The following is a 24,491-nucleotide window of genomic DNA, read 5'->3' as shown; positions in this document are numbered from 1 at the left end:
AAGTACGTCCAGTACGAGGACTTCCGGCCGGCACGCCGAGAGCACGCACCGGACGCCGCTCCTTGACGGGCAAACGTTGCCTGCCACGGCACTAGCTCCGTTGGCAGTGCCGGGGAACTGCGGGCGGAGTTAGCTCCGTTGGCAGTGCCGGGGAACTGCGGGTTGTCCTTCGGCCGCGCGTATGCCGTGGCTGGGCGCGCAGTTCCCCGCGCCCCCTGGGGCGCGCATCCCCCTGGCCCACCTGCATAAATGCGGTTGTCCGAAGCTGTGTCACTCATTCGGGTGGCAAGTCGGGGCGATCTGGCCCGATCGGGGCATGCGGTCGACAGAATCGGACCGGCCTCTTGAAGGTCGTCTGCGCTGTCAGGGCCTATTGGGGGGCCAATCGGCATGATCCGTATCAAGGCTGGGGCTCCCCGCAGGGCGACGTCCCGGACGAATTCGCGGGGGCCGGCCCGAGTGGGCCTCCGGGCGCGACCCCGGGGGAGCGGTCTGCGGGCCGGGCTCGTCCGGGCGGTGAGCCGGGGCAGACCGCGCGTGCGACCGGCCCGGACGGTCCACGTCGGTGGTCCGCCGGACGGCCTCGACCGGGCCGAGCGGCGGACCCTGCGGCGGGTACTGAGCCTGGGGCTGCCCACCGCCTGGGGCGCGATCGCCATCACGTACAAAATGACCTGCCCGCTCGCCCAGCGGGACGGGCTGGAAGCGCGGATCGTCACCAGCGCCGTCTTCTTCGCCGTCGGCACCGGGCTGATCCTCCACGTCAGACGGGCGCTGCTGCGGGAGCTGCGGCAGATCCGCAAGGTCGCGCGCGCCGCCCAGAGCGTGCTGCTTCGACCGCTGCCTCCGCGCATCGACGGTCTCAGCATCGCCGCGGCCCAGCTCTCCGCCGACCACGGCGCGAACATCGGCGGTGACCTGTACGAGGTGATCGCCACCGAGTACGGCGTACGGGTCGTCATGGGCGATGTGCGCGGACACGGGCTCGCCGCCATCGGAACCGTCGCCGCCGTCCTCGGCAGCTTCCGCGAGGCCGTGCACGACGAACCCGAACTCGCCTGCGTGCTCCGGCGGCTGGAACGCGCACTGGCCCGGCACCTGCGCGAGCGGGCGCGTGCCGAACACCCCTCGGCGGGCCCGGAACCCGACAGCCCGGTCGCCGAGGAGTTCGTCACCGTACTGCTCCTGGAGATCCGCCGCGACGGCGAGGTGTACGCCCTCAACTGCGGTCACCCGTCGCCGTACCGGCTCGGCACCGGTCGCGTGGAACCACTCACGGGAGCCGAACCGCTGCCCCCGCTCGGTCCGTTCCCGCTCCCGGCCGAACTGGCGGCCACCCGGTGCGGCCGGCTCCTCCCCGGCGAGGCCCTGTTCCTGCACACCGACGGAGTGGAGGACGCCCGCGACCAGCGAGGCTGCTTCTTCCCGCTGCCCGCCACGCTGATCAGAGCTGTCCGCGTCCAGCCGTTCTCACCCCAGTCCGTCCTGCGCACCGTCCTCACCGACCTGCTCCGCCACAGCGGTGGCAGGCCGGCGGATGACGTGGCGGTCCTGATCCTCCGGAACGACCGCAGCCGAGTCACTCCGACGCAGCAGGGCCACTCCGTGGCGCAGCACGTCACGCGAGCGCAAGGTTTTTAGGGGCGCGGGGCTGTGACACGTGCGGCTGGGCCGCGTGGGCGCAACCAGCCACAACGTACCTGCGGCCGACATGCAACCCGCAGTGACCCCGCTCAGCCGGCGGAGCCGGGCCGCCGCACTGTACGAGGGGGAGCCGGCGGCCCGGCCGGCCTCTTGCGAGGCATTTCAGTCAACAGGCCGGGAACTCTGCGCGACAGCGTGCACACCGTACGGATACGAGCATTCGGTTCACACCCCGTGTGAAGGGGGACCCACAAGCGCAAGGGACGGATTACTCTGACCGCACTGTCGCCACCGAGCCATCCGGGGGCCCGAATGCAGCCCAACACTCTGCTCGACGCGATACTCGACGAGGCCAGCATCTCACACGCCGGACTCGCCGCGCATGTCAACCAGGCGGGGAGGGCACGCGGCCTCGCCCTCAGATACGAACACACGGCCGTGGCACGGTGGTTGAAGGGCCAGCGTCCGCGCGGCCAGGTGCCCGACCTGATCTGCGAAGTACTGGCGGGGCGCCTGCACCGGCCTGTCACCCTCGACGACATCGGCCTCGGTGTGCCCGGCGAGCCGTCCGCCCCGCACGGCACCTCGCTCTCCGGTTTCGTGGAGCGCGCCACCGCCCTGTGGCGCTCGGACGAACAGCAGCGCCCGCACCTCCTCGGCGCCCCGGCCGTCACCGGAACGCCCGCCGTGATGCCCGTGTGGGAGTGGGAGAACCCGCCCGAGGACGTGGACGTCTCACGCGGCGGCCGCCACCACGTGAGCATGGCCGACATCGAGATGCTGCGCGCGGCCCGCGCCCACTACGAGCAGATGTACCGCAAGGCGGGCGGGGTGGCGACCCGCAGCCGGATCGTCGGCTTCCTCAACGCGGAGACCGCGCCCCTGCTGCGCGGCAGTTACCCCGACGCCACCGGCCGCCAACTCCACCGTGCGACGGGCGGCCTGGTCGCCATAGCGGGGATCTGCGCCTACGACTCCGACGCACACGGGCTCGCCCAGCGCTACTTCCACCAGGCGCTGCGGCTGGCGAAGGCCAGCGGGGACCGGGGTCTTGGGGCGTACGTCATAGCCCTGCTGGTCAACCAGTCGCTGTTCATGCGCGAGCACCGGCAGGCCGTCGCCTTCGCGGAGGCCGCGCTGCGCGCCGCCGGGCGGCACATCACCCCGGCGCTCGCCTCGGACCTCTACGCCATGCAGGCGAAGGCGTACGCACACCTCGGCGACGGCAGCAGCGCGCTGTCCTGCATCCGGCGTGCAGAACAGGCCGCCGAGCGCATCCGGCGCGGTTACGAACCGGACGAGACCGGCTATGTCCAGCCCGGTCTGGTCAACGTACAGGTGGCGGAGGCACTGCTGAGCCTCGGTGACCTGGTGGCCGCCGCGGCGCACGCCGAGGCGGCAGTGGACACTCCGGCGCACGACCGGGGGCGCGTGCACCGTCTTGCGATGCTCAGTCAGATCGAGCTGCGGCAGGGGAATGCCGACAAGGCGGTGGCCACCGCCGTCCAAATGGCCGAGCAGGCCCGGGGAATGGAGTCCCAGCGGCTGCGCGACCGACTGCGCGCGGTACGCGAACACCTGGTGCGCAGCGGCTGTGCGGGCACGGCCGAGGCCGCCGAACTCATCGACGGAGCACTGCGCGTACCGCTGTAGACCACCGAGTCCCGCCGCCGCACCGTGCACTGTGCGCTGCTGTGCGCCTGCTGTCAGGACGCTCCTGCTGCGATATTGCCATCTACTCGGCGGAAGGTGGCAGAACCGTGCAGTGGACGAAACAGAACGAACAAACTGTGTACGCAAACCGCTGGTTCAGCGTCAATCTCGCAGATGTCGAGCTGCCGGACGGTCGGCACCTCGATCACTTCTTGATACGGCTGCGTCCCGTGGCCGTGGCCACGGTGGTGAACGAGGCCAACGAGGTGCTGCTCCTGTGGCGGCACCGCTTCATCACCGACAGCTGGGGCTGGGAACTCGCGGCGGGCGTCGTCGAGGACGGCGAGGACATCGCCGTCGCGGCGGCCCGCGAACTCGAGGAGGAGACCGGCTGGCGACCGGGACCCCTGCGCCATCTGATGAGCGTCGAGCCCTCCAACGGGCTCACCGACGCCCGGCACCATATCTTCTGGGCCGACGAAGGCGCGTACATCGGACACCCTGTGGACGACTTCGAGTCCGACCGTCGGGAATGGGTTCCCCTCAAGCTCGTCCCCGACATGGTCGCCCGCGGCGAGGTCCCGGCCGCCAATATGGCTGCCGCGCTACTCCTCCTGCACCACCTCAGGCTCGGGCAGGACGCGTTGCCCCGATCCATCCCCCCACGGCGTCCTGGACGCTAGTCGGCTAGCGCCCGAGAGCCTGCCAGACCGCCACGGCGAGTGCGCCCACGGCCGTGAGGGCCGCGATCGCGGGCAGTGGCCAGCGGGTGTGTTCCAGGGCGACGACCCGTGCGCTCAGGTCGTCGAGCTCCTTGGCGGTCTGTTCGGCGCGGTGACTGAGCAGGGCATGCCCTCCCTCGACGCGTGCGTATGCCACGTCGAGGCGACGGCGTAACTCTGCGAGTTCTCCATGGACCACGGGATGCTCCGGGTCGGCGGTCACGGGTCCGCTCCTTTCCGTAGTCGTCACATCCCTTGGATGCGCACGGAAAGTCAACCCGCCTGGTGGACACGTGGGGAGCGTGTGCGAGGGGCATATGCGAGCCCGGCGCGCACACGGCGTGTGAATGGCGCGGGCCCGGCACCGAAAGGGGCGCCGGGTCCGCGTACGCCTGAGTTTCACCGTACGTAATCAGGTGACGGTACGAAAGGGGGCGACCGTACGTGATCAGGCGTAGGTGTAGAAGCCCGAGCCGGACTTCCGGCCGAGCCGGCCCGCGTCGACCATGCGCTGGAGCAGCGGGGGAGCGGCGTACAGCGGCTCCTTGTACTCCTCGTACACGTTGTCAGTGTGCGCGTCAGGCACGCTATTTATCACGCCGTCGCCGTCCCTGTAGTGGCAGGTCTGCGTGATCGACTGCCTCTGCACTTCGGGGCGCGCGGCGCAGGCCGATACCGCGGAGTGGGTGTTGCGGCTGGAAATGGCTTCCCTCCCGCTCGACCGTCGTGTTCCGGGTTCTGCGACGGCGTGGTCCAGGTGCTGTGCGAGGCGAAACAGAGCGGGCTCGCGTTGGAGTGGCGTCAGACGGCCCTCGACCGCGACCAGGCCGACCACAGGCCGTCGGCCCCGGCCCTCTGCTCTCAGCGCCAGGTCAGGACGAGAGTAGGTGCGGCGCGTACTCGCGGACCGCATCCAGCAGTTGTCGCTTCGACGGGTTGACCATGGCGTGCCCGGCGACGGTGACGGTGGGCACCGTCTCGTTTCCGTCCGCGACGGAGCGGACGAACGCCGCTGCGTCCTTGTCCCGCCAGATGTTCCGCTTGGTGTAACGCAGGCGCGTGAAGAGCAGGCTCAGCCGCAGGTTCATGCAGAACACGCAGCCGGGCCGCCAGTACATCACGACGCCGTCGCTTTCCTCGGTCATGCACTTCCCCCGTACGGTGTTGCTGTCCCTGGCGGCCGGAACTTCCAGCCTACGGGACACCGGGGCCCGTACCTCGGGGCGTGGCCAGGATCTCGCGGCCGCGGTCCGGGGTGATCAGCTGGGCCAGGACCGGGTCGGCGAACAGGGATATCGGGGCAATATGGTCCTCGCACACCGGGTGCCACAGGCGTAGCGCTGCACGGAGTTCGGGCCAGGCTTCGTCACACAGGCCCGCGCGGGCCGTGCGGACCTTGGCGGGGTCGGACATTGGGTCGGGTTCGGGCCGCGGGCCGCCGCCCGCGTACAGGGTGACGACGATCGGCCCCGTACGGATCGGCGGCTCGTCGGGAGCCTGAAAGGCCGGCTGCCCGGCGAGGCGGTCGGCGACGGCGTGCACGGCCGCGTCGAACTCGGGTCCGCCGAAGGTGAGCCGGAAGCCCGGCTCGGCCGCCCGGGCCTCGTAGTCGGCGACGAGCGCCCGCACAGGTGCGGGCGCGTGCTCCTTGAGCCGCGGCAGGGGCCGCAGGTCGTGGGGGTGCGCGAGCTGGTCCTGCCGGACCAGGAGCGGCAGGAGTTCCGCGGTGAAGAGCGGGCTGAGCAGGAGGTCGTCGTTCCCCGGGCGGTACCACATCAGGCTCGCGATGTGGCCGCGCCAGTCGCCGAGCATCGCCTTCATCTGCATGCTCAGCACGTCTGCTCGCTCCCGCCCGTACTCGTGCGCCTGGGCGAACACCGACAGCGGTCCGTCGACCGCCCCGGCCAGCGCCTCGCATCGGGCCCGCTCGACCTCCGCGTCCCAGTGGTCCCGGGTGGCGCCCGGCGGCTTGCGCAGGGCGTGGAAGGACACCCACTGTCGGCGCATGAGGCCGTGGAAGGAGCCGTACCGCTCCGGTCCCTCGCCGGACCAGGAGGCGAGCCAGTACGCCGCCCACTCGCCGTCTACGTCCACGTCGTCGGGGTCGAGCAGCATGACCGCCGCGTCACCCTCAAGGGACAGGCGCAGGCAGCGCGCCAGGACCTTCGCCTCCTGAACGTCGAATGCCTCCTCACCGTCCTCGTCCTCTTCGACATCGTCCTCCGCGAGGTCTTCCCAGACCTCGATCCAGGTGCGGTCGTCGGTGTCCCGCAGCCATTCCAGCTCCGCGGCGCCCGCCAGCCGGTAGATGAAGTTGCCCGCGTCCCGCCACCCGTTGGTGACCAGCAGGAACTCCCGCAGCGAAGGCGGCAGCCGGCGCCCCAGCCGGGGGGCGGCCGCAGCGACCTCGGCCTCACTGGCCGGCGCGAACCCGAGCCAGGCGTCCCGCACGACCTCCTGCGCGAGCGGTGCGTCCTTGTCCGGGTCGTGCCCCGCGATCCACTCCGCGCTCCACTGCTCCAGAAACGGCCGCCACGTCGTACGCTCACCCATCGTCCCCTCCGCCTCTCGCTCTCCGTCGTCCGACTTCACCTCACCACAGGGGTACGACAACGGGTTGCGGCCCGACTCGGCTACGCCCGTCTTCCGCGGGAAGAGATCAAGACCCGTGACCGCGCCCCGGCCCCGGGCTTCGAGAGAGCCAGAGGTCCCGGTTGCCCGCGATCAGCACGCGCCCGTCCGCGAGGGTGACCGCCGTTCTCGGGGGGTCCTCGCTGCAGCCGAGGCCGCCGCGTTTCCAGCCCGTGGTCGTCCCGTTGCCGACCCAGATGGAACTGCACAGCACTGTGCGGGTGTTCGGCTTGGACTTGGGCCGGGGGGCCGAGCCGACCAGGACCGGGTGGCCCGCGGAGTCGACGGTCGCGGCAGTGATCTCGCCGGTGCCCATTGCCGAAGTGTCCATCCGGGTCCAGCGGGTGCCGTCCTTGCTGGTGAGAACCAGCGGGAGGGAGTCGTAGAAGGCGCCGGCCCTGGCATAGCCACCCACGGCGAACCAGTGGTCCGACGCGTACAGGATGCTGTGCACCTGTGTGCCCGGTGGCATCCCGGTGATTTCGCCGGACGTCCAGTGCGCGCCGCCGTCCGCGCTGCGCCAGAACGGGATCGTGCCAGAGGAGTGGAAGTCGAAGGCGTTGGTCGCTGCCGCGCCGAAGGCGACGACCTCCTTGCCGTTGACGCCGAAGTCGCCCACGGGTGTGGACGGTTGCCGACCGTCGATCGGCGGCAGCGGCACGCGACGCACGGTCTTGCCCGCGTCGTCGGACGCGAACACGTACGGAGACTCCACCCGGTCGACCGTCTGGCCGCCGCCGATCAGCAGGAGCGAGCCGACCTTGACCGCGGTGTTCACCGAGGCGTCGTCCGCGGTCTCCTGCTCGGGGCGGGTGTTGAACGTCAGTGGCAGCGTGGCGAGCCGGAACTGCTCGCCGTTCGGTGCCCGGCGGGTCAACGTGGCGCCGACACCGATCAGCGAACCGTCGTCCCACGGCACCACCACGTCGCCCGGCAGGCCGCCACCGGGCCAGCCGCCGCGCATGGAGTACGGCACGTCGGTTTCGTCGTCGGCGCCCGGCTTCGGGTTGATCGAGAGCTTCGTACAGCCGTTGGAACCAGTCCAGTTGACGTTCACATAGCGGTACCCGTTGGCGAATGTCCCCTCGCCCAGGGCGCAGTCACCCAGCGGCACCAGCTGGCGCAGACCCTCGCGGGGCGCCACGTACCCCTTGTTGTGCGGGCCGGTCACCGACGGGTAGTCCACCGTGCCCGCATACTCCTTGAACCCGAGCTCTGCCGCGCTCGTGTCCCCCGTGCCGGTGTCCCCTGCGTTGATCCTGCCGCAGCCGCCCAGTACCAGGGCCGCACTGGCTGCCAGGCTCGCGACGGCGGCGAGCCTCCCCCCACGTGTTCTCATCCCTCCACGCTACTGAACTCGAACACGTGAATGCCGGGCGCTGCCATGGTGGGCGCTGCATACGACAGCCTCGGCTACGACGGATTCCACGACTGGCCCCTGCTCCAGGACCGCTACACGCTCGCCGTCCTGTTCGAATACGCTGCCACCCTCGGCCTCATCGGCATCGAGTACGTTCCGCCCGTCGGCGCCCGCGAGGACTACCGCGACAACTGGGGCGGCGACGACCTCGACCAACTCTCCTGTTATGACGGCCTGCTCGCCCTGTGCCTGAACCCACTCGGCGCGTACGCCACCGGCCGCGCCCCCGCCTACATCCCCGCGCCAGACCCCGTCGACACAGACTGCCCCGGCATCAAGGGCCTGCCGAATTTCGGCATCGTCGCCCTCGATGGACTGCGTCCCGCCGATGCCCTGCTCTTGGACTGAGGCGACCCCTGTGGTGTGGACACTCTGACAATGGATCTTGTAGGTCCGAGGAAGGGTGTCCTGGTGGGACGGAAGTCTCCATATCCGGTGGAGTTCAGGAACGACGCGGTGGCGTTGTACCGCGCGGGGGCGGGAAGCGGACGTATGCCGCGGTCGCCGCGGACGTCGGGGTGACCGGCGAGACGCTGCTCGATCGCCCCCGCAAGAGCCTCGGTTGGAAGACACCCGCCGAAGCCCTCAACGGCCATCTACTATCGATCAAATAAACCGGTGTTGCATCCACTGATTGAACCTGGTCAGTACACCTCGGGCGCGTTCGCCCAGGTCTGCGACCGTTTCGGGATCCGCAGGAGCATGGGCCGCGTCGGGTCGAGTTACGACAACGCCCTCGCCGAGAGCTTCTGGCAGGGGCTGAAGAGAGAGACGATGCACCAGAGGCTCTTCACGACGATCAGCCAGGCCAGGCTGGAACTCTTCCAGTGGCTGACGTACTACAACGGGCGAAGGCGCCACAGCTCGCTCGGCTACCTCTCACCCGTCGAGTTCGAACAGCAGCACCAAACAGAACGTAGACTCACACTCGCGGCATGAACCCCTGTGTCCACACTCCGGGGGGCACCTCAGTTGATGATGTCACCGGCTGGATGCTGCTGTCTGTGGTGTCTGCCACGGCAGCGAGCGGGCTCACCGGCGGAACGGTCGCTGAGCCGTTGTGCTGGTTAGTGGTGATCACCGCCTGCGCCATGCTCCTCGGCCGACCGGCAATCCGGTGGCTCATGGCCAGGACGCAAACCCCGCAGGCAGCCACGGGCGCGGCGACCGTGGTGATCATCGGATGCGCGGCGGTCACACAGGCCATGGGTATCGAGGCGTCGTTCGGCGCCCTCGTCGGAGGCCTCCTGGTACGCACCGCTGGAGCGGAGGCGAAGAGGGGACTGGCGCCCCTGCGCTCCGTCACGCTCTCGGTTCTCGCACCACTCTACTTCGCCGAGGCGGGCCTGCGTATGGATCTGTCCGCGCTGGGCACGCCGGTGGTCGCCGTGGCCGCGCTGTGCGCGCTCGCCGTGGCGACCGTGGGCAAGTTCACCGGAGCGCTGCTCGGCGCCCGCGTCGCGCGGCTTGATCGCCGGGCCGGCCTAGTGCTCGGCGCCGGCATGAACGCGCGCGGGGTCATTCAGATCATCGTGGCCGGAATCGGTCTGCGGCTGGGCGTGCTGAACACCGCGTCTTACACGATCGTGGTACTGGTCGCGATCGGAACCTCGCTGATGGCGCCGCCGGTGCTCCGCCGAGCCGTGCGGCGCATCGAGGCCAACGACGAGGAGCGGGCCCGTCTCCAGCGGGGCAAGGACCTGGCGGGCGTCTCCTGAGGAGACGCCCGGGGCCTACGCTTTGAAGGCTTCGAAGTCGATCGCGGCGAGGCGCTCCGGGTCCAGCAGGATCTGGATCTGCGTAATCCGGTCCTGCCTGACGGCGAATCCCATGACGGACACCGGTACGCCGTCCCGGTCGACCAGGACACCGGGGGTGCCATTGACCAGGACGGCGGTCACCGTGACGCCGGGCTGACGGAACAACGCGGCCCGCTCCGACACGAGGTGGGCCCCATGGATCTCGGCCGAGGCGGAGGAGAGCGCGAGTCCGCCGTCAGCACGGAGTTCGACATCCGGGTCCAGCACGGCCACGAGCCTGTCGAGATCACCGTTGCGCGCCGCGGCGAAGAAGGCGTCGACCAGCATGCGTCGGGTCGCGAAGTCGCCGCCGGAGTCCACCTCGTGGGCACCCTGCACTCGGCGGCGTGCCCGGCTGGCGAGCTGGCGCGTCGCCACCGTCGTACGCCCGATGACGGTCGCGATCTCGTCGAAGGTCAGATGGAACATGTCGTGCAGTACAAAGGCCACACGCTCGGCGGGGGCGAGCGCGTCCAGCACGATCAGCAGCGCGAGGCTCACCGAGTCGCTCAGCAGAGCCTCGTCCTCGGGGCCGTGGGAAGGTTCGTGCCCGACGACGGGGTCCGGCAGGCGTACGCCGACCGGGTCCTCGGGCCGCGCGGCGCGTGACCGGAGGGCGTTCAGGCAGATCCGGCCGATCACGGTGGTCAGCCAGGCGGCGAGGTTTTCGATCTCGTCCGTCTTGCTGCGGCTGAGTCTGATCCAGGTCTCCTGTACGGCGTCCTCGGCCTCGGCGTGTGAGCTCAGCATCCGGTAGGCGACGGTTCTCAGATGTGGTCGGAAGTCTTCGAACTGCTGCGCCAGCCGATCGTGCTCGTGCACGGTCACACTCCTCGGTCGTGGCGGGTCGTCACTAGTGGGTGGCTAGCCGACCCACTGATCCTGAACCCGACTTGGAGTACGGATGATCACTTCGTCATTGCATATCACACGCATCTTGAGGGGAGGGATGACATGAGCCTCTCTCTCACCGAAACGCGGCGTCGGCGGCTGACTCTTTTCGCCATGTGTATGGCGACATTCATGACCTCACTCGATTTGACCATCGTGAACGTGGCGCTGCCGTCGATGCAGAGCGAACTGCGCATGAGCGCTGCCGAGCTGGAGTGGGTGATCAGCGCGTACTCGCTGAGCCTGGCCGCGATCATCCCGGCCAGCGGAGCGCTCGGCGACCGGTACGGCCGCAAGCGGGTCTTCCTGACAGGAATGGTCGTCTTCCTGATTGGCGTGATCGCCTGCGCGGTGGCATGGAACGCGACCTCGCTCGTCGCCTTCCGTGCCGTGCAGGGAATCGGTGGCGCGGCGATGCTCGCCCTGGGACTGTCGATCATCACGGAGACCTACCCACAGGAGCAGCGCGCCAGTGCGATCGGGGCCTGGGCGGCCATCGGCGGCACCGGATTCGGTGCTGGACCTGTCGGCGGAGGCATCCTGCTCACCTTCTTCAGCTGGCCGTCCGTGTTCTGGATCAACCTGCCCTTCGCTGCTCTGGGTATCGCCTGTACGGTCGTGGCGGTCCGCGAGTCGCGCAACCCGCAGGCGCGCAAGCTCGATGTACCGGGGATGGCGCTCAGCTCCCTGGGGCTGGTCTGTCTCACGCTCGGGTTTGTCGAGTCGTCCGACCACCCGTGGGGTGGAGCCCTCGTGTCGGCGCCCCTGGCCGCCGGCGTGGTCTTGTTACTCGCCTTCTTCTGGTGGGAGCGCCGTGCCCCGCATGCCATGCTGCCGCCGGCTCTGCTGCGGGCAAGGAGCTTCGCGAGCGCCTCAGGCATCTACATGCTCTGCTACGGCGGGATGAGCGGCGCGCTCTTCTGGGTCACGCTGTACTTCCAGAACGTCGCGGGCTGGTCGGTCCTGCGCACCGGGCTGTCGTGGCTGTTCATGAACATCCCGTTCCTGACCATGGCACAGTTCGGCGGGCGGCTCGACTCCCGCTTCCGCGCGTCGACGGTGGCTACCTGGGGCACGCTGGTGGCTGCGGTCGGCGTGTTCCTGCTCAGCCGTGCAGGAACCACTCCGTTCGCCGTGAGCGCCCTCGGATACGCGCTGTACGGCGGAGGGTTCGGCACATTCGTGCCCGCGGTGACCCATGTGGCGATGCGTGACGTACCCTCCGGTGTCTCCGGTGCGGCCTCCGGTGTCCTGAACGCATCGCGGCAGATCGGCTCCTCGGTGTGCCTCGCGCTGTTCGGTACCTTGGGCGTCAACGCGGCCGCCTCGGCCTGGCAGAGCAAGGTGTCCGAGCTGGACGGGACGCGCCATGCCACGGCAGTCGGGCATGCGCACGACGTGGGTGGCGGACGCGTACAGAGCGTGGTGGATACGCTCGGCGCACCCTTCCGGCAGCCAGCCGTCGACTCTTTCCTCCACGGCTACCAGCTGGCCGTCGGGATCGCCGCGGCCTGCACGGCTGTGGCGGCGGGCCTCGCTTGGACGGGGTTCCGGCAGCGGGCCGAGCGGCAGCAGGCCGCCACGCAGCCAGACCCGGCCGTCCAGAAACGCGAGGCCACCGTGACAGGCGATAGCTTCCCCCGACAGAGCAAGTGATCCACATTGCAATGAAGAAGGGCGGCCAGGGGGATCGGAGGTCGACACACTGCCCTGGCGCCCGGCTTTACAACTACGTCAGTGAGATTGCGCCCCGCCTGGGCGGCCATGCCGCCAGCGGACCTCCTAAGTGTTCCGCCATAGGTCGCATTGCCATGTCAGTGCAGTATCAGGGCGCATCTCTTATCGAACCCACAAGGCAGAACGCTAGATTGCCCGGTTGCTATGGGGAGAAATTCTTGAGCAAAGGCGTCAAGTTAATACGCTGGCCTATCGAAGCTGAAACGCGAGACAACTGCAGAAAGGCGGGTATTCCCCGCCTGCTGGTCGTGGAGGCCGGCAACGATGCTCCCGTCTGTGTGGACCCCACAGAGGACTGGATCAGAGCGCCCGCCCCCCCGCGGCGACGTCGAGGCACGCATCCAGGCGTTGGCCCAGCGCGTCTATGGGCGGAAGGTTCCGACCGTCGACTCCACCGGAATTCTCTATTTCGGCACCGAATCGGTGGCCATCTCCGATACCCAGATGGGAATCATGGAGCAGCTCGCCGCCCACTACGGCGAAGTGGTCTACCGGTCGGAGCTGGAGCGGCAGGTGGTCAAAGCCACTGGGAAGATCTCCAGAAACGCCCTCGACCTGCAGATCATGCGGCTGCGCCGCCGTATCGCCATGGTCGGGCTCAGTCTCCGGACCGTCTGGGGCCGGGGCTACATCCTGGAGACCGACACAGCGTGACCGCGGTGCTGAACCCTAATGGACAGCAGTACGGACCGCTTCCGGGCTACCGTCGATGCCGTGGTCAGGCTGTGGACAGAGCCCGACGTCAGCGAGGACACGCCGTTCTTCCGTTATGACGGCGCGAACTCCCTGCCGCTGCCCACGCAGGACCCGCACCCTCCCGTGTGGGCCGCCGCGCTCCTCACCCGCTCCAGCTTCGAATGGATCGGGGACTCCGGCTACAACCTCCTGATCGCCTCCGCGCCCAGCCGTGAGCAGGTGGGCCAGGTCCGCGAGATGATCGAGCTGTACCGGAGCAGGTTCGTCGCGGCACCGAACAACGCCGGAAAGCAGCCGCAGGTCGCCATCAGCGTCGCGCTGTACCTGGCCGACTCCGACGAGGAAGCGGTGGAGCAGGGCACCGCTGCGCTGCGTCGGCACTGGGACACCTTCGGCTCGGCAGCCGACGCGTGGCGCAGCCGCACATCCACCTCGTACCAGGGCTACCGCGAGGCCGTAGTGGACAAGCACCAGGCCGGCCCGAGCGAGGCCGCAGGCTTGGCGGTGATCGGTTCGCCCCGCAGCGCGGTCGACCAACTGCGTCAGATCGAGCGGGAATTGGGGGCGGACATCGTCCTGTTCCAGCTCGATTACGGCCAGCAGCCCCTGGAGACGATGGAGCGCAGCCTGAAACTGTTCGCGTCTGAAGTCCGCCCCCACCTGGGCGGGGCTCGATGACCGGGAGGCTGGCCGGCCGTACGGTGCCGGAGCTGTTCGAGGCACAGGCGGCGCGCAGCCCGGAGACGCCAGCTGTGCTGTACAAGGACACCTCGCTCACCTATGGCGCGCTCAACGAGCGTGCCAACCAGCTGGCCCGGCTGCTGATCGACCAGGGCGTGGGCCCGGACCACCTGGTGGCGCTGTCCGTGCCACGTTCCCCCGATCTGGTAGTGGCGCTGCTGGCGGTCCTCAAGGCGGGCGGCGCCTATCTGCCCCTCGACCCCCGCTACCCCACGGCCCGTAAGGCGTTCATGGTCCAGGACGCAGCCCCGCGGCTGCTCGTACGGGCGGGGGTGGGACGGCCCGAAGGAGTGGAACTGGAGGAGGTGGTCCTCGACTCCGAGGCATGCGCGGAGGCGTGCTCCGGGTACAGCGGCGCGGACGTACGGCAGTCTGAGCGGCGGGAGCCGCTGTCGGACCTCCACCTCATGTACGTGATCTACACCTCCGGCTCCACGGGGACACCGAAGGGCGTCGCGGTTACCCACGAGGGCATCGCGGACTTGGTCGCCACACAGGCGGCCCGGTTCCAGCCCGCTCCCGCTGACCGGGTGCTGGCCTGGGCCTCGATCAGCTTCGACGCGGGATTCTGGGACATCGCGCTCGCCCTGCTGCACGGGGCCACCCTCGTCGTGGCAGACGACGAGGACCTGCTGCCGGGCGATGCCCTGCACGAAACTCTGGTCAAGTACGAGATCGACCACGCGGTGCTGCCACCAGCCGCGCTCAGCGTCACGGACAGCCAGGGAGTGCTGCCCGGTGGCACGATCATGTCGACTGGTGACGCCTGCACCCCGGCCCTGGTGCGCACCTGGGCACCGGATCGGCGCATGTTCAACGGCTACGGCCCCACCGAGGTGACCGTCGGCTGCACCATCGCCGGCCCGATCACCGAGGCGGACGGTGTCGGTATCGGCGTGCCGTGGACCGGGGCCCGGGTCTATGTGCTCGACGACAACCTGCGGCCCGTGGCCGATGGCGAGCTGTACCTGGCCGGCTCCGGACTGGCCCGAGGCTATGTCAACCGTCCGGGACTGACCGCGGTGAGGTTCCTGCCGGACCCCTTCGGTCTGCCGGGCAGCCGCATGTACCGGTCGGGAGACCGCGGGCGACGGGATACCGACGGCCGGTTCCACTTTGCCGGCCGTGCCGACGGGCAGGTGAAACTGCGGGGCTTCCGTGTCGAACTCGGCGAGATCGAGGCCTTCCTTACCGGGCAGCCGGACGTGGATCTGGCCGTGGTGGTCGTCGAGGGAGAACTCGCTGACGCGCGGCTGGTCGCATACGTAAGCGCGCGTCCCGGTGACACCATCGACTCGGCGGGCCTGCGGGTGCGGATGGCCGGCGCCCTGCCGGAGTTCATGGTGCCGACGCGCATCGAAGTACTCGAGGCCTTCCCCACTCTGCCCAACGGGAAGATGGACCGCGCCGCCCTGGCAGGCCGGGACGGCGCGGTCGCGCAGGCGCAGCACGGCGCACCTCGAGAACCGAGTTCGCTGGAGAACGGGCTGTACGACACGGTCGCCCGGCTGCTCGGCCTGCCGAAGGTCGATCCCGAGGGGAACTTCTTCGACCTCGGCGGCAATTCCCTGCTCGCAGGCCGGCTGATCGGCTCGCTGCGCGAGGAACTGGGTGTGCGCGTGTCCATCCGGGCGGTTCTCGGGGCGCGCGATCTGCGGGAGATCGCCCGGTCCCTGAACCGCTGACAGCAACGACGGCCGCAGGACGGACCGCGGCCCAGTGCGGCAAGGAATGGAGAGTTCCGTGACTGAACAGTTGGTCCACTTCCCGATCCTGAAGGAGCCGGCCTGCCCCTTCGACCCGGCGCCCGCCCTGCGCGCGCTCGGCGACCCGGTCCGAGTCACGCTTTGGGACGGCAGCACCCCATGGCTGATCACCGGATACGAACTCGGACGCAAACTCCTGGTGGATCCTCGGATCAGTGCCGACTCGACCAAGCCCGGCTACCCCCACTTCGACCTGGGCAGCCGCGAGCGGCGCAAGGACGGCCGCTCCTTCGTCGCCATAGACGACCCCGAGCATGCTCGTCAGCGACGCATGGTTTCCTCGCCGTTCGCCATCCGGAACATCGAGGCGCTCAGGGGAGATGTCACCGACATCGTCAACGGGTTGATCGACGGCCTTCTCGCAGGCCCCAACCCGGCCGACCTGGTCAGCCAGTTCGCCTTCCCGACATCCACCCAGGTCATCTGCCGGATGCTCGGAGTGCCCTATGCCGACCACGAGTTCTTCCAGGAGCAGAGCACCCTCATGCTCCACCGGGACGGCTCACCCGAAATGGTGGTGGGCGCTCAGGAGGCACTGCGTGGCTATCTCAGGAAACTGATCGACCGGCAGATGAAGGAGCCCGCGGACGGTCTGATCTCCTCGGTGATCGAGACACAGGTACGTACGGGTTTACTGAGCCCGGAGCAGTTGTCGTACATATCCATGACACTGCTGGTAGCCGGGCTTGAGACCACCGGGAACATGATCGCCCTCGGCACGTTGGCTCTGCTGTGCAACCCTGACCAGTTGTCGCTCTTGCGGGAGACCGAGGACCAGACGCTGATTAATGGCGCGGTCGACGAACTGCTCCGCTACCTCAACATTTCGCACTCCGGACGCCGACGAGTGGCGCTTGAGGACATCACCATCGGGGACATCACCATCCGAGCCGGCGAGGGGATCATCCTCGCCAGCGAACTGGCCAACCGGGACCCGGAGAATTTCCCCCACCCCGACCGTCTGGACATCACCCGAGAGGCCCAGCACCACCTGGCCTTCGGCTTTGGCCCTCACCACTGCCTCGGCCGTCCGTTGGCCACCCTCGAACTGCAGGTGGTGTACGGCACCCTCTACCGGCGCATTCCCACCCTGCGCCTCGCCATCGACTTCGCCGACGTCCCGTTCAAGTACGACGGCGTGGCCTACGGCGTCCGTGAGCTTCCGGTGGCCTGGTAGCCGTACCGCGTGTCCGCACTGTCTCAGTAGGAGCAAATCATGCATGACTCGGGCACGTCCGCACCCACGGCGAGCAGCGGTATCGTGGTGGTCGGGGCCGGATTGGCCGGCCCGGTCGCCGCGATCTACCTGGCCCGGAGGTTCGGCCGGGTCACCGTATTGGAGCGGCAGACGGACCCCCGGCACATCCCAGCGGGGCAGGGTCGGTCCCTCATGGTGATCTTGTCGGAGCGCGGGTGGCGGGTGCTCCGCGAACTCGGCCTGGAGCAGGCCGTGCGCCGGATCTGTGCTCCTCTCACCGCTCGGTGCGGCCACCTGCCGGACGGCAGCACCGTGGTGACCCCCTACAGCCGGGACGGGGAACCGATCTGGGCAGTCGAACGGCACCGGCTGCACCGCCTCCTGCTGGACGCCGCCGAGGCTGAGCCGGGGGTGCGCCTCCATTTCGAGCGGCCGGTTCTCTCCGTCGACCTAGAAGCACCGGCGCTGCTGGTACAGGCGGGCACCGCCGAGCGGTGGATTCCCTATCGGCATGTTCTGGGCTGCGACGGCGTCCACTCCGTGGTTCGTGGCGCCCTGGTCGACCAAGGCGCTCAGGAGCAGGTGAGCACCCTGGAGCTGGCCTATCAGGAGATCGTCCTGAGCCTGCCCTCCTGCGATCGCGGACTCATGCACTACTGGCCGGCCGGTGACGCGCTCTTCGGTGCCTTCCCGCTGGTTTCCTCACCGCGCTTCGCGGGCTCGGTGTTCTTCCGGCGGACGGGGCCCAGCCCCTCCTATGCCGCCGCGACTGGCGGCCTGCCTCTGGCCCATCAGTTCGCCGAGGTCTTTCCCAGGCTGGCTGCCGACATCCCGGACCTGGAGGAGCAGTTGGCCACCAAGCCAGTCTCGACGGTGCGGCTCACCCGCTGCGACAGATGGGCCCTGGGTGGCACGGCCGTGCTCATCGGCGACTCCTGCCACGCCATGGCACCTTTCATGGGGCAGGGCATGAACTGCGCCTTCGAGGATGTCCGCACGCTCGTCAACTGGCACGTGCTCTGATCAGGCAAAACGTCACCGGACAGCACGACGGAACAGCACGCAACACGATCGCTCACGGTCTCGTAATGCGTAGGTCTCGGGTCCGAATCCAGTTGCCCGCGACATCGGCGTGGGACTCGCAAGCGCTGGTCGGGCCGCTCCGAACCAGGGACTTCCCAGGGACTTTTCAGGGACTTTCAGCTCTGTCCCGGGGACTTTCCAGGGATTTTTCGCTGAGTAAGCGGGAAAGGCCCTGACAGCTTCGAAAGATACAAAGTCCCAGGTCAGGATCGGTTTGCTGTCGGTCGATGCCGCTCAACAGGCCGTGTTCCCGTGCAGTCCACGTGGGCTGGGCGAGGACGCGCGGAGGGGGACCTGGCGGGCGCCGCGAGAGCCATCCGACGGTAGTGCCGCCGTGGACGCTGTTCCGGGTGAACTCGCCCTTGAACAGCGCCACTTGGCGGCGTTGCCGCACTCGCTAGTACGTGTAGAAGCCCGAGCCGGACTTCCGGCCGAGCCGGCCCGCGTCCACCATGCGCTGGAGCAGCGGGGGAGCGGCGTACAGCGGCTCCTTGTACTCCTCGTACATCGAATAGGCGACCGAGGCCACCGTGTCCAGGCCGATCAGGTCGGAGAGCTTGAGCGGGCCCATCGGGTGGGCGCAGCCCAGCTCCATGCCGTTGTCGATGTCCTCGCGGCTGGCGATGCCCGACTCGAACATCCGGATCGCGGAGAGCAGATACGGGATCAGCAGCGCGTTGACGACGAACCCGGAGCGGTCCTGGGCGCGGATCGCGTGCTTGCCGAGGGCCTTCTCGGCGAACAGCTGAGCCCGGCCGAGGGTGCCCTCGGAGGTGGTCAGCGCCGGGATCAGCTCGACGAGCTGCTGCACCGGGGCCGGGTTGAAGAAGTGGATGCCGACGACCTGGTCGGGGCGCGAGGTGGCGACCGCGAGCCGGACCAGCGGGATCGAGGAGGTGTTGGAGGCGAGGATCGCGTCCTGCCGGGTCACCACCTGGTCGAGCACCTGGAAGATCTCGGTCTTCACCTGCTCGTTCTCGACGACCGCCTCGATCACCAGATCGCGGTCGGCGAACTCGCCGAGGTCGGTGGTGAAGCTGAGCCGCTCCTGGGTGGCGGTGAGCTCGTCCGCGGAGATCTTTCCGCGCTCGGCGGCCTTGGAGAGGGAGTTGAACAGCCGGGTACGGCCGATCTCCAGGGCCTCACCGGTGGTCTCGGCGACCTTGACGTCGAGACCCGCGCGGGCGCAGACCTCGGCGATGCCCGCTCCCATCTGGCCGCAGCCCACCACTCCGACGCGTTCGATGTCGGTCACATCGTCCCCTTCGCTGATCTACGGCTGTCGCAGGACGCCCGTTGTTCGGTGCCTGCTCCGATCGTGCACGTCCCGTGCACGTTACTCCGAAGTATCGATGATCGATCGCCCGGGTGGGGCATGCTGGCAGGGGAGACGATCCGTGACCGTACGGATCCGGAGCGTGAAGGGATGGGGTGAAGTGGGGCGGACGGCGGGGACTAGGCGGGGGTCACGGCGGGCGTTCACCGTGGCGGCGATGGCGACGCTGACGGGTCTCGTCACGACGGGGGAGCCGGGTCTCGTCACGACGGGGGAGCCGGGTCTCGTCACGGCGGGGGAGCCGGCCGGCGTACCCCGTGCCGGAGCAACCCCCGGGCCCGGTCGCCGACGGACGGTCTCCGAGCTGCGGGGCATGTGGCTGTCGACCGTCATCAACCGCGACTGGCCCTCGCGGACCGGCCTGTCCGCCGCCCGGCAGCGCGCCGAGCTCCTCGCCCACCTCGACAGGGCGGTCGACCACCGCCTGAACGCCGTGTTCTTCCAGGTCCGTCCCACGGCCGACGCGTTCTGGCCCTCGGCGTACGAGCCGTGGTCGCAGTACCTCACCGGCGTCCAGGGCAGGGACCCCGGCTGGGACCCTCTCGGCACCGCGGTGCGGGAGGCCCACGCGCGTGGCCTCGAACTGCACGCCTGGTTCAACCCCTACCGCATCGCGAACCACACCGACCCCGGCAGACTTGTGGCGACCCACCCGGCCCGCAAGCACCCCGACTGGGTCGTCCCCTATGGCGGCAGGCTCTACTACAACCCCGGGCTGCCCGAGGTCCGCGCCTTCGTCCAGGACGCGATGCTCGACGCTGTGCGGACGTACGCGATCGACGCCGTGCACTGGGACGACTACTTCTACCCGTACCCGGCCGGGGGACAGGTCTTCGACGACGACGCCGCGTACCGGACGCACGGCGCGGGCTTCGCGAACCGGGCCGCCTGGCGGCGCGACAACACCGACAGGCTGGTGCGGGAGACGGCCACCCGCATCCCGCTGATCCGGCCCGGTACCCGCTTCGGGATCAGCCCGTTCGGGGTGTGGCGCAACAGCGCGACCGACCCGCGGGGCTCGGACACCCGGGCCGCCGTGCAGACGTACGACGATCTGTACGCCGACACCAGGAAATGGGTCCGCGAGCAGTGGATCGACTACGTCGTCCCGCAGATCTACTGGAACCTCGGCTTCGCCGCCGCCGACTACGCGAAGCTCGTGCCCTGGTGGGCGGCGGTCACACGGGGCACGGGCGTGCAGCTGTACGTCGGGGAAGCCCTCTACAAGGCCGGTGACCCCGCGCAGCCCGCGGCCTGGCAGGACCCGGCCGAACTCTCCCGGCACCTCACCTTCGCGCGGGACCACACCCAGGTGCGCGGACACGTCTTCTTCTCCGCCAAGGAGGTCGACATCGACCGCGTCGGAGCGATGGCGCGGGTCGTGACCGACCATTACCAACGGCCGGCGCGACCCGCGCGCTGAAACTGCCGAATGTCTACAGCGGGTTCTTGTGACCGAATGTCTACAGCGGGTCCTTGTGACGGATTTCCGAGTCGGGGCCCGGTGAGCAGATCGCCTCGTGCCCGTCCGCGAAGCGCACGCGGTACGGGGGCGTGCCCTCCGTTCCTATTACTTCGGTGATCTCCGCGACCTTGTCGTGCTGTCCGACAACCCTGCCGTGCTGCACGAGCTTGTCGCCCACGTCTGCATGCATCTGAAGGGTCTCCTCGTCATCAGCGGGAGTAACGGTCCTGCGGCTCAGCCCCGCGCTCGCTGGGTGAGCGCGATGCAGATCAGCACGGCCGCCGCCGTCAGCGGTGCGGCCGGTGTGAGCTGCTCGCCGAGGAGCAGTACCGACCACACCAGTGTGAGCAGCGGCTGCGCCAGCTGCAACTGGCTGGCCTTCGGAATTCCGATCGCCGCCATCCCGCGGTACCAGACGACCAGGCCCAGGAACTGTGATCCGGCGGCCACCCACAGCAGTCCCGCCACACTGTGAGCCGACAGACGGACCGGCTCGTACGACAACGCCACCAGCGCGCCCGGCACCGACAGCGGCAGACACAGGACCAGCGCCCAGCCGATGACCTGCCACCCCGGCATGGTCCGGGCGAGCCGGCCGCCCTCGGTGTAGCCCGCGGCACAGATCAGCAGCGCCCCGAAGAGATAGGCGTCCGCGCTGCTCAGCGCCCCACCGCTCTGCTGCACGGTGAACGCGATCACCGCGGCCGCGCCCGCGAGGGCGGCGCCCCAGAACATCCGTGAGGGGCGCGCGCCGGTCCGCAGCGCCGACAGCAGCGCGGTCGTGAGCGGCAGCAGCCCGACGACCACGGCCGCGTGGGCGGTGGTGGACGTCTGCAGCGCGAGCGTCGTCAGCAGGGGGAAGCCGAGCACGACACCGGCGGCCACCACGGCGAGCCCGGCCCAGTGCCGGCGGGCCGGTACGGGCACGCGCAGCGCCAGCAGACAGCCGCCCGCGATGACGGCGGCCAGGACGCTGCGCACGGCCACCAGCGACCAGGGGCCGAAGCCCTCCAGGCCCCAGGCGGTGGCGGGGAAGGTGAGGGAGAAGGCGGTGACGCCGAGGGCGGCCTGAAGGGTGCCGGAACGGCGGTCCGCCGAGGGCTCCGGCTCGGGCGTCCTGACCGCTATCCCGATCCGAACGATAGCGCTACTCTGTGCTGTCATGCAAGAGCGTAGCAGTGTCGGAGATCTGGCGAATCAGCTGCGGCGGGAGCTGAGCCGCTACTCACCCGGTGGAAAGCTGCCATCGAGCCGGGCGCTCGTCGAGCGGTTCCGGGTGAGCCCGGTGACAGTGTCGCGGGCACTGGCTCAGCTTGCCGCCGAGGGGCTGGTGGTGACCCGGCCGGGCGCCGGCGCGTTCCGTGCGCACCCGCGTACGTCCGCCGCGCCCGCAGGGGACACCTCCTGGCAGGAGGTCACGCTGAGCGCGGACGCCGCGGCGGAACTCGTCCCGCGCACGGTGGACGCCTCCGGGGTCCTCGCCTCGCTCGCCGCCCCGCCGCCCGGCGTCGTCGAGTTCAACGGCGGCTATCTGCACCCCTCGCTCCAGCCCGAGCGGGCCATGGGAGCGGCCCTGTCGAGGGCGGGCCGACGTCCCGGCGCCTGGTCGCGGCCGCCGATGGAGGGGCTGACGGAGCTGCGCGAGTGGTTCGCGCGGGGTATCGGCGGTGCGATCACCGCCGCGGAGGTGCTCGTCACGGCGGGCGGCCAGTCCGCGCTGACCACCGCGCTCAAGGCACTCGCCCCGCCGGGGGCCCCGGTCCTGGTCGAGTCGCCCACGTATCCGGGCATGCTGGCGATCGCCCGCGCGGCGGGCCTGCGGCCGGTACCCGTACCGGTCGACGCGGACGGGGTGAAACCGGACCTGCTCGCCGACGCCTTCAGGGCGACCGGCGCCCGGGTGTTCGTCTGCCAGCCGCTGTTCCAGAACCCGACCGGCGCCGTACTCGCCCCCGAGCGGCGCGCCGAGGTGGTGCGGATCGCGCGCGAGGCAGGCGCGTTCGTCATCGAGGACGACTTCGTACGACGTCTCGTGCACGAGGACGCGGGGCCGCTGCCGCGTCCGCTGGCCGCGGAGGATCCGGACGGGGTCGTCGTGCACGTCTCCTCCCTGACCAAGGCGACCTCGCCGAGCTTCCGGGTCAGTGCGCTGGCCGCGCGCGGCCCGGTACTCGAACGACTGCGTGCCATCCAGGTCGTGGACACCTTCTTCGTGCCGCGTCCCCTTCAGGAGGCCGCGCTCGAACTGGCCGGCTCGCCCGCCTGGCCCCGTCATCTGCGGGCCGTGTCCGCCGAGTTGAGGAACCGCCGCGACACGATGACGACCGCGCTGCGGCTGACGCTCCCCGAACTCGCGCTGCCCCACATCCCCTCCGGCGGCTACCACCTGTGGCTCCGCCTGCCCGACGGCACCGACGAGTCCGCCCTGGTCTCCGCAGCCCTCCGCGAGGGCGTGGCCGTCGCCCCCGGCCGCCCCTACTTCAGCGCGGAGCCCCCTGCGGGGTACCTCCGGCTGAGTTTCGCGGCGGTCGGAGGGACGGGGGAGATCACGGAGGGGGTACGACGGCTGAGGGCGGCGTGCGACGGGGTGTTGAGGTGACCGGCCCGGGTCGGCTGGAACGATGCGCAGCCGACGCGGATCGGCGTCATGCCCCGCGGTCCGCAGGGCGCGGCGAAGATCCGCTGGTTCTCCGTCGAACCGGGCAACATGCTGCACGCCGCCAACACCTACGAGGACGCCACCGTCGTCTCCGGCCTCAAGCAGGACGCCTCCCCGCTCCTGGTCCTGGAGGCCTCGGGCCTCGACCGGATCGCCACCGTCCGTCTTCCGCGCCGGGTCACCGGCGGCATCCACGGCTCCTGGATCCCCGGCACCGGCCTCGACGCCTCCGACAGCTGACCGCCCTCGTGGCCCCCGGGGAGGATCCCCCCGGGCCCGGCCCCGGTCCGCTTCGGCAAGCACACTCCGCCAAGCCTGCGTATACCTTGCGTAACACCTATTGACCTGCGGAGTCCCGCGCCCCACGATCTCCGCATGCATCTTCGGGTCACTTTCGTCGCCGCCGCCCGCAGCTCCTCGCTGCTGGCCGAACGCTTCGAGGACGACCGGCCGCTGGACCAGGCCGGCTGGGACGAAGTGCAGCGCGCTGCCCCTGAACTGGTGCCACTGGCGGCGGCCGAGCTGCGCTACTGCTCACCGACCCCGCGCAGCCGCGCCACCGGCGACGCCCTCGGGTACGCGCCGCTGGCGCAGCCCGCGCTGCGCGACTGCGACATGGGCCGCTGGCGCGGCTTCACGCTGGGTGAGGCGATGGCCCGCGAGCCGTCGGCGGTCGACGCCTGGCTCGCCGATCCGCGCTCCGTCCCGCACGGCGGCGAGTCCCTGACCTCCTTCATCTCCCGCGTCGGCGGCTGGCTCGACACCCGCCCGGCGGACGACGGCAGCCGGATCGTCGCGGTGGCCGAACCCTCGGTGGTGCGGGCCGCGCTGGTCTACGCGCTCAAGGCCCAGCCGTCGGCGTACTGGAACATCGACGTCCGCCCCCTGTCGACCATCACCCTCACCGGCATCAACGGCCGCTGGAACCTGCGCCTGGAAGGCGTGCCGCAGCGCGCCTAGGTCCTGTCGTCAAATTCCCGTCGTCGCCCGGAGGGCGGCTCCGCGGCGTCAGGTGCGTGCTCTCGGCGTGCCGGGCCCTGACCCTCGTAC

23 protein-coding genes and 2 pseudogenes are annotated in these 24,491 nt (G+C 69.7%); 16 read left to right on the top strand and 9 right to left on the bottom strand.

The features are described from left to right. Positions 1–669 precede the first annotated feature (669 nt). From ABZ656_RS42875 to ABZ656_RS42865, 3 genes are all read left to right on the top strand, one after another. The gene (locus ABZ656_RS42875; RefSeq protein WP_360275878.1) at positions 670–1,641 is read left to right on the top strand and encodes a PP2C family protein-serine/threonine phosphatase; all 972 of its coding nucleotides are present in this window, start codon (positions 670–672) and stop codon (positions 1,639–1,641) included. A gap of 315 nt (positions 1,642–1,956) precedes the next feature. After that, positions 1,957–3,297 carry a transcriptional regulator gene (locus ABZ656_RS42870; RefSeq protein WP_360275875.1) on the top strand — a complete coding sequence of 447 codons (1,341 nt, stop codon included), beginning with the start codon at positions 1,957–1,959 and terminating at the stop codon, positions 3,295–3,297. A 107-nt stretch (positions 3,298–3,404) separates the two neighbouring features. After that, positions 3,405–3,980 carry an NUDIX hydrolase gene (locus ABZ656_RS42865; RefSeq protein ID WP_360275872.1) on the top strand — a complete coding sequence of 192 codons (576 nt, stop codon included), beginning with the start codon at positions 3,405–3,407 and terminating at the stop codon, positions 3,978–3,980. 4 nt (positions 3,981–3,984) lie between these two features. Here the strand turns inward: ABZ656_RS42865 and ABZ656_RS42860 are convergent, their stop codons facing one another. The 5 genes and pseudogenes from ABZ656_RS42860 to ABZ656_RS42840 all read right to left on the bottom strand — a co-directional run bounded on the left by ABZ656_RS42860 (position 3,985) and on the right by ABZ656_RS42840 (position 7,989). After that, the gene (locus ABZ656_RS42860; RefSeq protein WP_054236124.1) at positions 3,985–4,242 is read right to left on the bottom strand and encodes a hypothetical protein; all 258 of its coding nucleotides are present in this window, start codon (positions 4,240–4,242) and stop codon (positions 3,985–3,987) included. Between the two features lie 225 nt (positions 4,243–4,467). Then, positions 4,468–4,584 (bottom strand): annotated as a pseudogene (locus tag ABZ656_RS42855) (3-hydroxyacyl-CoA dehydrogenase family protein); the annotation flags it as partial. Positions 4,585–4,891: 307 nt separating this feature from the next. Continuing rightward, the gene (locus ABZ656_RS42850; RefSeq protein ID WP_067370829.1) at positions 4,892–5,164 is read right to left on the bottom strand and encodes a glutaredoxin domain-containing protein; all 273 of its coding nucleotides are present in this window, start codon (positions 5,162–5,164) and stop codon (positions 4,892–4,894) included. Between the two features lie 49 nt (positions 5,165–5,213). Beyond that, positions 5,214–6,572, bottom strand: a complete 1,359-nt coding sequence (locus ABZ656_RS42845) for an SMI1/KNR4 family protein (RefSeq protein WP_360275868.1) — start codon at positions 6,570–6,572, stop codon at positions 5,214–5,216. A 106-nt stretch (positions 6,573–6,678) separates the two neighbouring features. Then, positions 6,679–7,989 (bottom strand): hypothetical protein, encoded by a 1,311-nt coding sequence (locus tag ABZ656_RS42840; protein WP_360275865.1) that lies wholly within the window; start codon positions 7,987–7,989, stop codon positions 6,679–6,681. Between the two features lie 45 nt (positions 7,990–8,034). Here ABZ656_RS42840 and ABZ656_RS42835 point away from each other — a divergent pair, with 45 nt between their 5' ends. From ABZ656_RS42835 to ABZ656_RS42825, 3 genes are all read left to right on the top strand, one after another. After that, positions 8,035–8,418 (top strand): hypothetical protein, encoded by a 384-nt coding sequence (locus ABZ656_RS42835; protein ID WP_180362581.1) that lies wholly within the window; start codon positions 8,035–8,037, stop codon positions 8,416–8,418. 273 nt (positions 8,419–8,691) lie between these two features. Continuing rightward, positions 8,692–9,009: an integrase core domain-containing protein gene (locus ABZ656_RS42830; protein WP_360275861.1), complete on the top strand. Its 318-nt coding sequence runs from the start codon at positions 8,692–8,694 to the stop codon at positions 9,007–9,009. Continuing rightward, the gene (locus tag ABZ656_RS42825) at positions 9,006–9,788 is read left to right on the top strand and encodes a cation:proton antiporter (protein ID WP_360275858.1); all 783 of its coding nucleotides are present in this window, start codon (positions 9,006–9,008) and stop codon (positions 9,786–9,788) included. Before ABZ656_RS42830 ends, ABZ656_RS42825 begins: the two co-directional genes overlap by 4 nt. A 15-nt stretch (positions 9,789–9,803) precedes the next feature. Here ABZ656_RS42825 and ABZ656_RS42820 read toward each other — a convergent pair whose 3' ends face one another. Beyond that, positions 9,804–10,691: a sigma-70 family RNA polymerase sigma factor gene (locus ABZ656_RS42820; RefSeq protein WP_101406156.1), complete on the bottom strand. Its 888-nt coding sequence runs from the start codon at positions 10,689–10,691 to the stop codon at positions 9,804–9,806. On the opposite strand from ABZ656_RS42820, the gene ABZ656_RS42815 reads away from it, so the two are divergent. The 6 genes from ABZ656_RS42815 to ABZ656_RS42790 all read left to right on the top strand — a co-directional run bounded on the left by ABZ656_RS42815 (position 10,641) and on the right by ABZ656_RS42790 (position 17,921). After that, the gene (locus ABZ656_RS42815; protein WP_360275855.1) at positions 10,641–12,416 is read left to right on the top strand and encodes an MFS transporter; all 1,776 of its coding nucleotides are present in this window, start codon (positions 10,641–10,643) and stop codon (positions 12,414–12,416) included. The genes ABZ656_RS42820 and ABZ656_RS42815 overlap by 51 nt on opposite strands. Before the next feature lie 357 nt (positions 12,417–12,773). Next, a complete protein-coding gene (locus tag ABZ656_RS42810; protein ID WP_360275852.1) occupies positions 12,774–13,151 on the top strand; it encodes a winged helix-turn-helix domain-containing protein in 378 nt (125 codons plus the stop codon). An 18-nt stretch (positions 13,152–13,169) separates the two neighbouring features. Beyond that, positions 13,170–13,871, top strand: coding sequence for an LLM class flavin-dependent oxidoreductase (locus ABZ656_RS42805; RefSeq protein ID WP_101406159.1), 702 nt, complete (start codon positions 13,170–13,172; stop codon positions 13,869–13,871). Then, positions 13,868–15,619, top strand: a complete 1,752-nt coding sequence (locus ABZ656_RS42800) for a non-ribosomal peptide synthetase (protein ID WP_360275849.1) — start codon at positions 13,868–13,870, stop codon at positions 15,617–15,619. The genes ABZ656_RS42805 and ABZ656_RS42800 overlap by 4 nt, the downstream gene beginning before the upstream one ends. A gap of 46 nt (positions 15,620–15,665) precedes the next feature. Continuing rightward, on the top strand, positions 15,666–16,877 hold the full coding sequence (locus ABZ656_RS42795) for a cytochrome P450 (protein WP_101406161.1): 1,212 nt from the start codon (positions 15,666–15,668) through the stop codon (positions 16,875–16,877). Positions 16,878–16,916: 39 nt separating this feature from the next. After that, entirely contained in the window at positions 16,917–17,921 is a 1,005-nt protein-coding gene (locus ABZ656_RS42790; protein WP_101406162.1) for an NAD(P)/FAD-dependent oxidoreductase, read from the top strand. A gap of 457 nt (positions 17,922–18,378) precedes the next feature. On the opposite strand, the gene ABZ656_RS42785 is transcribed toward ABZ656_RS42790, so the two are convergent. Next, positions 18,379–19,236 (bottom strand): 3-hydroxybutyryl-CoA dehydrogenase, encoded by an 858-nt coding sequence (locus ABZ656_RS42785; protein WP_180362583.1) that lies wholly within the window; start codon positions 19,234–19,236, stop codon positions 18,379–18,381. Positions 19,237–19,474: 238 nt separating this feature from the next. Between ABZ656_RS42785 and ABZ656_RS42780 the strand changes: the two genes are divergently transcribed. Continuing rightward, complete coding sequence (locus ABZ656_RS42780) at positions 19,475–20,740, top strand: family 10 glycosylhydrolase (RefSeq protein ID WP_360275844.1); 1,266 nt, start codon at positions 19,475–19,477, stop codon at positions 20,738–20,740. A 40-nt stretch (positions 20,741–20,780) separates the two neighbouring features. On the opposite strand, the gene ABZ656_RS42775 is transcribed toward ABZ656_RS42780, so the two are convergent. Together ABZ656_RS42775 and ABZ656_RS42770 are read right to left on the bottom strand one after the other, a co-directional pair. Then, positions 20,781–20,972, bottom strand: coding sequence for a DUF1918 domain-containing protein (locus ABZ656_RS42775; protein WP_101406165.1), 192 nt, complete (start codon positions 20,970–20,972; stop codon positions 20,781–20,783). 44 nt (positions 20,973–21,016) lie between these two features. Further along, positions 21,017–21,946: a DMT family transporter gene (locus ABZ656_RS42770; RefSeq protein WP_360275841.1), complete on the bottom strand. Its 930-nt coding sequence runs from the start codon at positions 21,944–21,946 to the stop codon at positions 21,017–21,019. Between ABZ656_RS42770 and ABZ656_RS42765 the strand changes: the two genes are divergently transcribed. The 3 genes and pseudogenes from ABZ656_RS42765 (at position 21,945) to ABZ656_RS42755 (ending at position 24,401) form a co-directional block, all read left to right on the top strand. After that, positions 21,945–23,381, top strand: coding sequence for a PLP-dependent aminotransferase family protein (locus ABZ656_RS42765; RefSeq protein WP_101406167.1), 1,437 nt, complete (start codon positions 21,945–21,947; stop codon positions 23,379–23,381). The genes ABZ656_RS42770 and ABZ656_RS42765 overlap by 2 nt on opposite strands. 21 nt (positions 23,382–23,402) lie before the next feature. Further along, a pseudogene (locus ABZ656_RS42760) lies at positions 23,403–23,681 on the top strand (hypothetical protein); the annotation flags it as partial. 135 nt (positions 23,682–23,816) lie between these two features. Further along, on the top strand, positions 23,817–24,401 hold the full coding sequence (locus tag ABZ656_RS42755) for a histidine phosphatase family protein (RefSeq protein ID WP_101406169.1): 585 nt from the start codon (positions 23,817–23,819) through the stop codon (positions 24,399–24,401). The last annotated feature ends 90 nt before the right edge of the window (positions 24,402–24,491 follow it).

This window comes from Streptomyces sp. NPDC007095, assembly GCF_040634475.1.
Classification (GTDB): domain Bacteria; phylum Actinomycetota; class Actinomycetes; order Streptomycetales; family Streptomycetaceae; genus Streptomyces.
The sequence above is the reverse complement of the archived record's forward strand: the minus strand, read 5'-3'. Positions and strand labels throughout refer to the sequence as shown.

What these genes read in the sequence shown, in the direction of transcription:
- ABZ656_RS42875 (WP_360275878.1), top strand. Translation starts at nt 670, where the DNA reads ATGACCTGCCCGCTCGCCCAGCGGGACGGGCTGGAAGCGCGGATCGTC.
- ABZ656_RS42870 (WP_360275875.1), top strand. Translation starts at nt 1,957, where the DNA reads ATGCAGCCCAACACTCTGCTCGACGCGATACTCGACGAGGCCAGCATC.
- ABZ656_RS42850 (WP_067370829.1), bottom strand. Translation starts at nt 5,164, where the DNA reads ATGACCGAGGAAAGCGACGGCGTCGTGATGTACTGGCGGCCCGGCTGC.
- ABZ656_RS42845 (WP_360275868.1), bottom strand. Translation starts at nt 6,572, where the DNA reads ATGGGTGAGCGTACGACGTGGCGGCCGTTTCTGGAGCAGTGGAGCGCG.
- ABZ656_RS42840 (WP_360275865.1), bottom strand. Translation starts at nt 7,989, where the DNA reads ATGAGAACACGTGGGGGGAGGCTCGCCGCCGTCGCGAGCCTGGCAGCC.
- ABZ656_RS42835 (WP_180362581.1), top strand. Translation starts at nt 8,035, where the DNA reads ATGGTGGGCGCTGCATACGACAGCCTCGGCTACGACGGATTCCACGAC.
- ABZ656_RS42825 (WP_360275858.1), top strand. Translation starts at nt 9,006, where the DNA reads ATGAACCCCTGTGTCCACACTCCGGGGGGCACCTCAGTTGATGATGTC.
- ABZ656_RS42815 (WP_360275855.1), top strand. Translation starts at nt 10,641, where the DNA reads ATGTGGTCGGAAGTCTTCGAACTGCTGCGCCAGCCGATCGTGCTCGTG.
- ABZ656_RS42805 (WP_101406159.1), top strand. Translation starts at nt 13,170, where the DNA reads ATGGACAGCAGTACGGACCGCTTCCGGGCTACCGTCGATGCCGTGGTC.
- ABZ656_RS42800 (WP_360275849.1), top strand. Translation starts at nt 13,868, where the DNA reads ATGACCGGGAGGCTGGCCGGCCGTACGGTGCCGGAGCTGTTCGAGGCA.
- ABZ656_RS42795 (WP_101406161.1), top strand. Translation starts at nt 15,666, where the DNA reads ATGGAGAGTTCCGTGACTGAACAGTTGGTCCACTTCCCGATCCTGAAG.
- ABZ656_RS42790 (WP_101406162.1), top strand. Translation starts at nt 16,917, where the DNA reads ATGCATGACTCGGGCACGTCCGCACCCACGGCGAGCAGCGGTATCGTG.
- ABZ656_RS42780 (WP_360275844.1), top strand. Translation starts at nt 19,475, where the DNA reads ATGGCGACGCTGACGGGTCTCGTCACGACGGGGGAGCCGGGTCTCGTC.
- ABZ656_RS42775 (WP_101406165.1), bottom strand. Translation starts at nt 20,972, where the DNA reads ATGCATGCAGACGTGGGCGACAAGCTCGTGCAGCACGGCAGGGTTGTC.
- ABZ656_RS42765 (WP_101406167.1), top strand. Translation starts at nt 21,945, where the DNA reads ATGCAAGAGCGTAGCAGTGTCGGAGATCTGGCGAATCAGCTGCGGCGG.
- ABZ656_RS42770 (WP_360275841.1), bottom strand. Translation starts at nt 21,946, where the DNA reads ATGACAGCACAGAGTAGCGCTATCGTTCGGATCGGGATAGCGGTCAGG.
- ABZ656_RS42755 (WP_101406169.1), top strand. Translation starts at nt 23,817, where the DNA reads ATGCATCTTCGGGTCACTTTCGTCGCCGCCGCCCGCAGCTCCTCGCTG.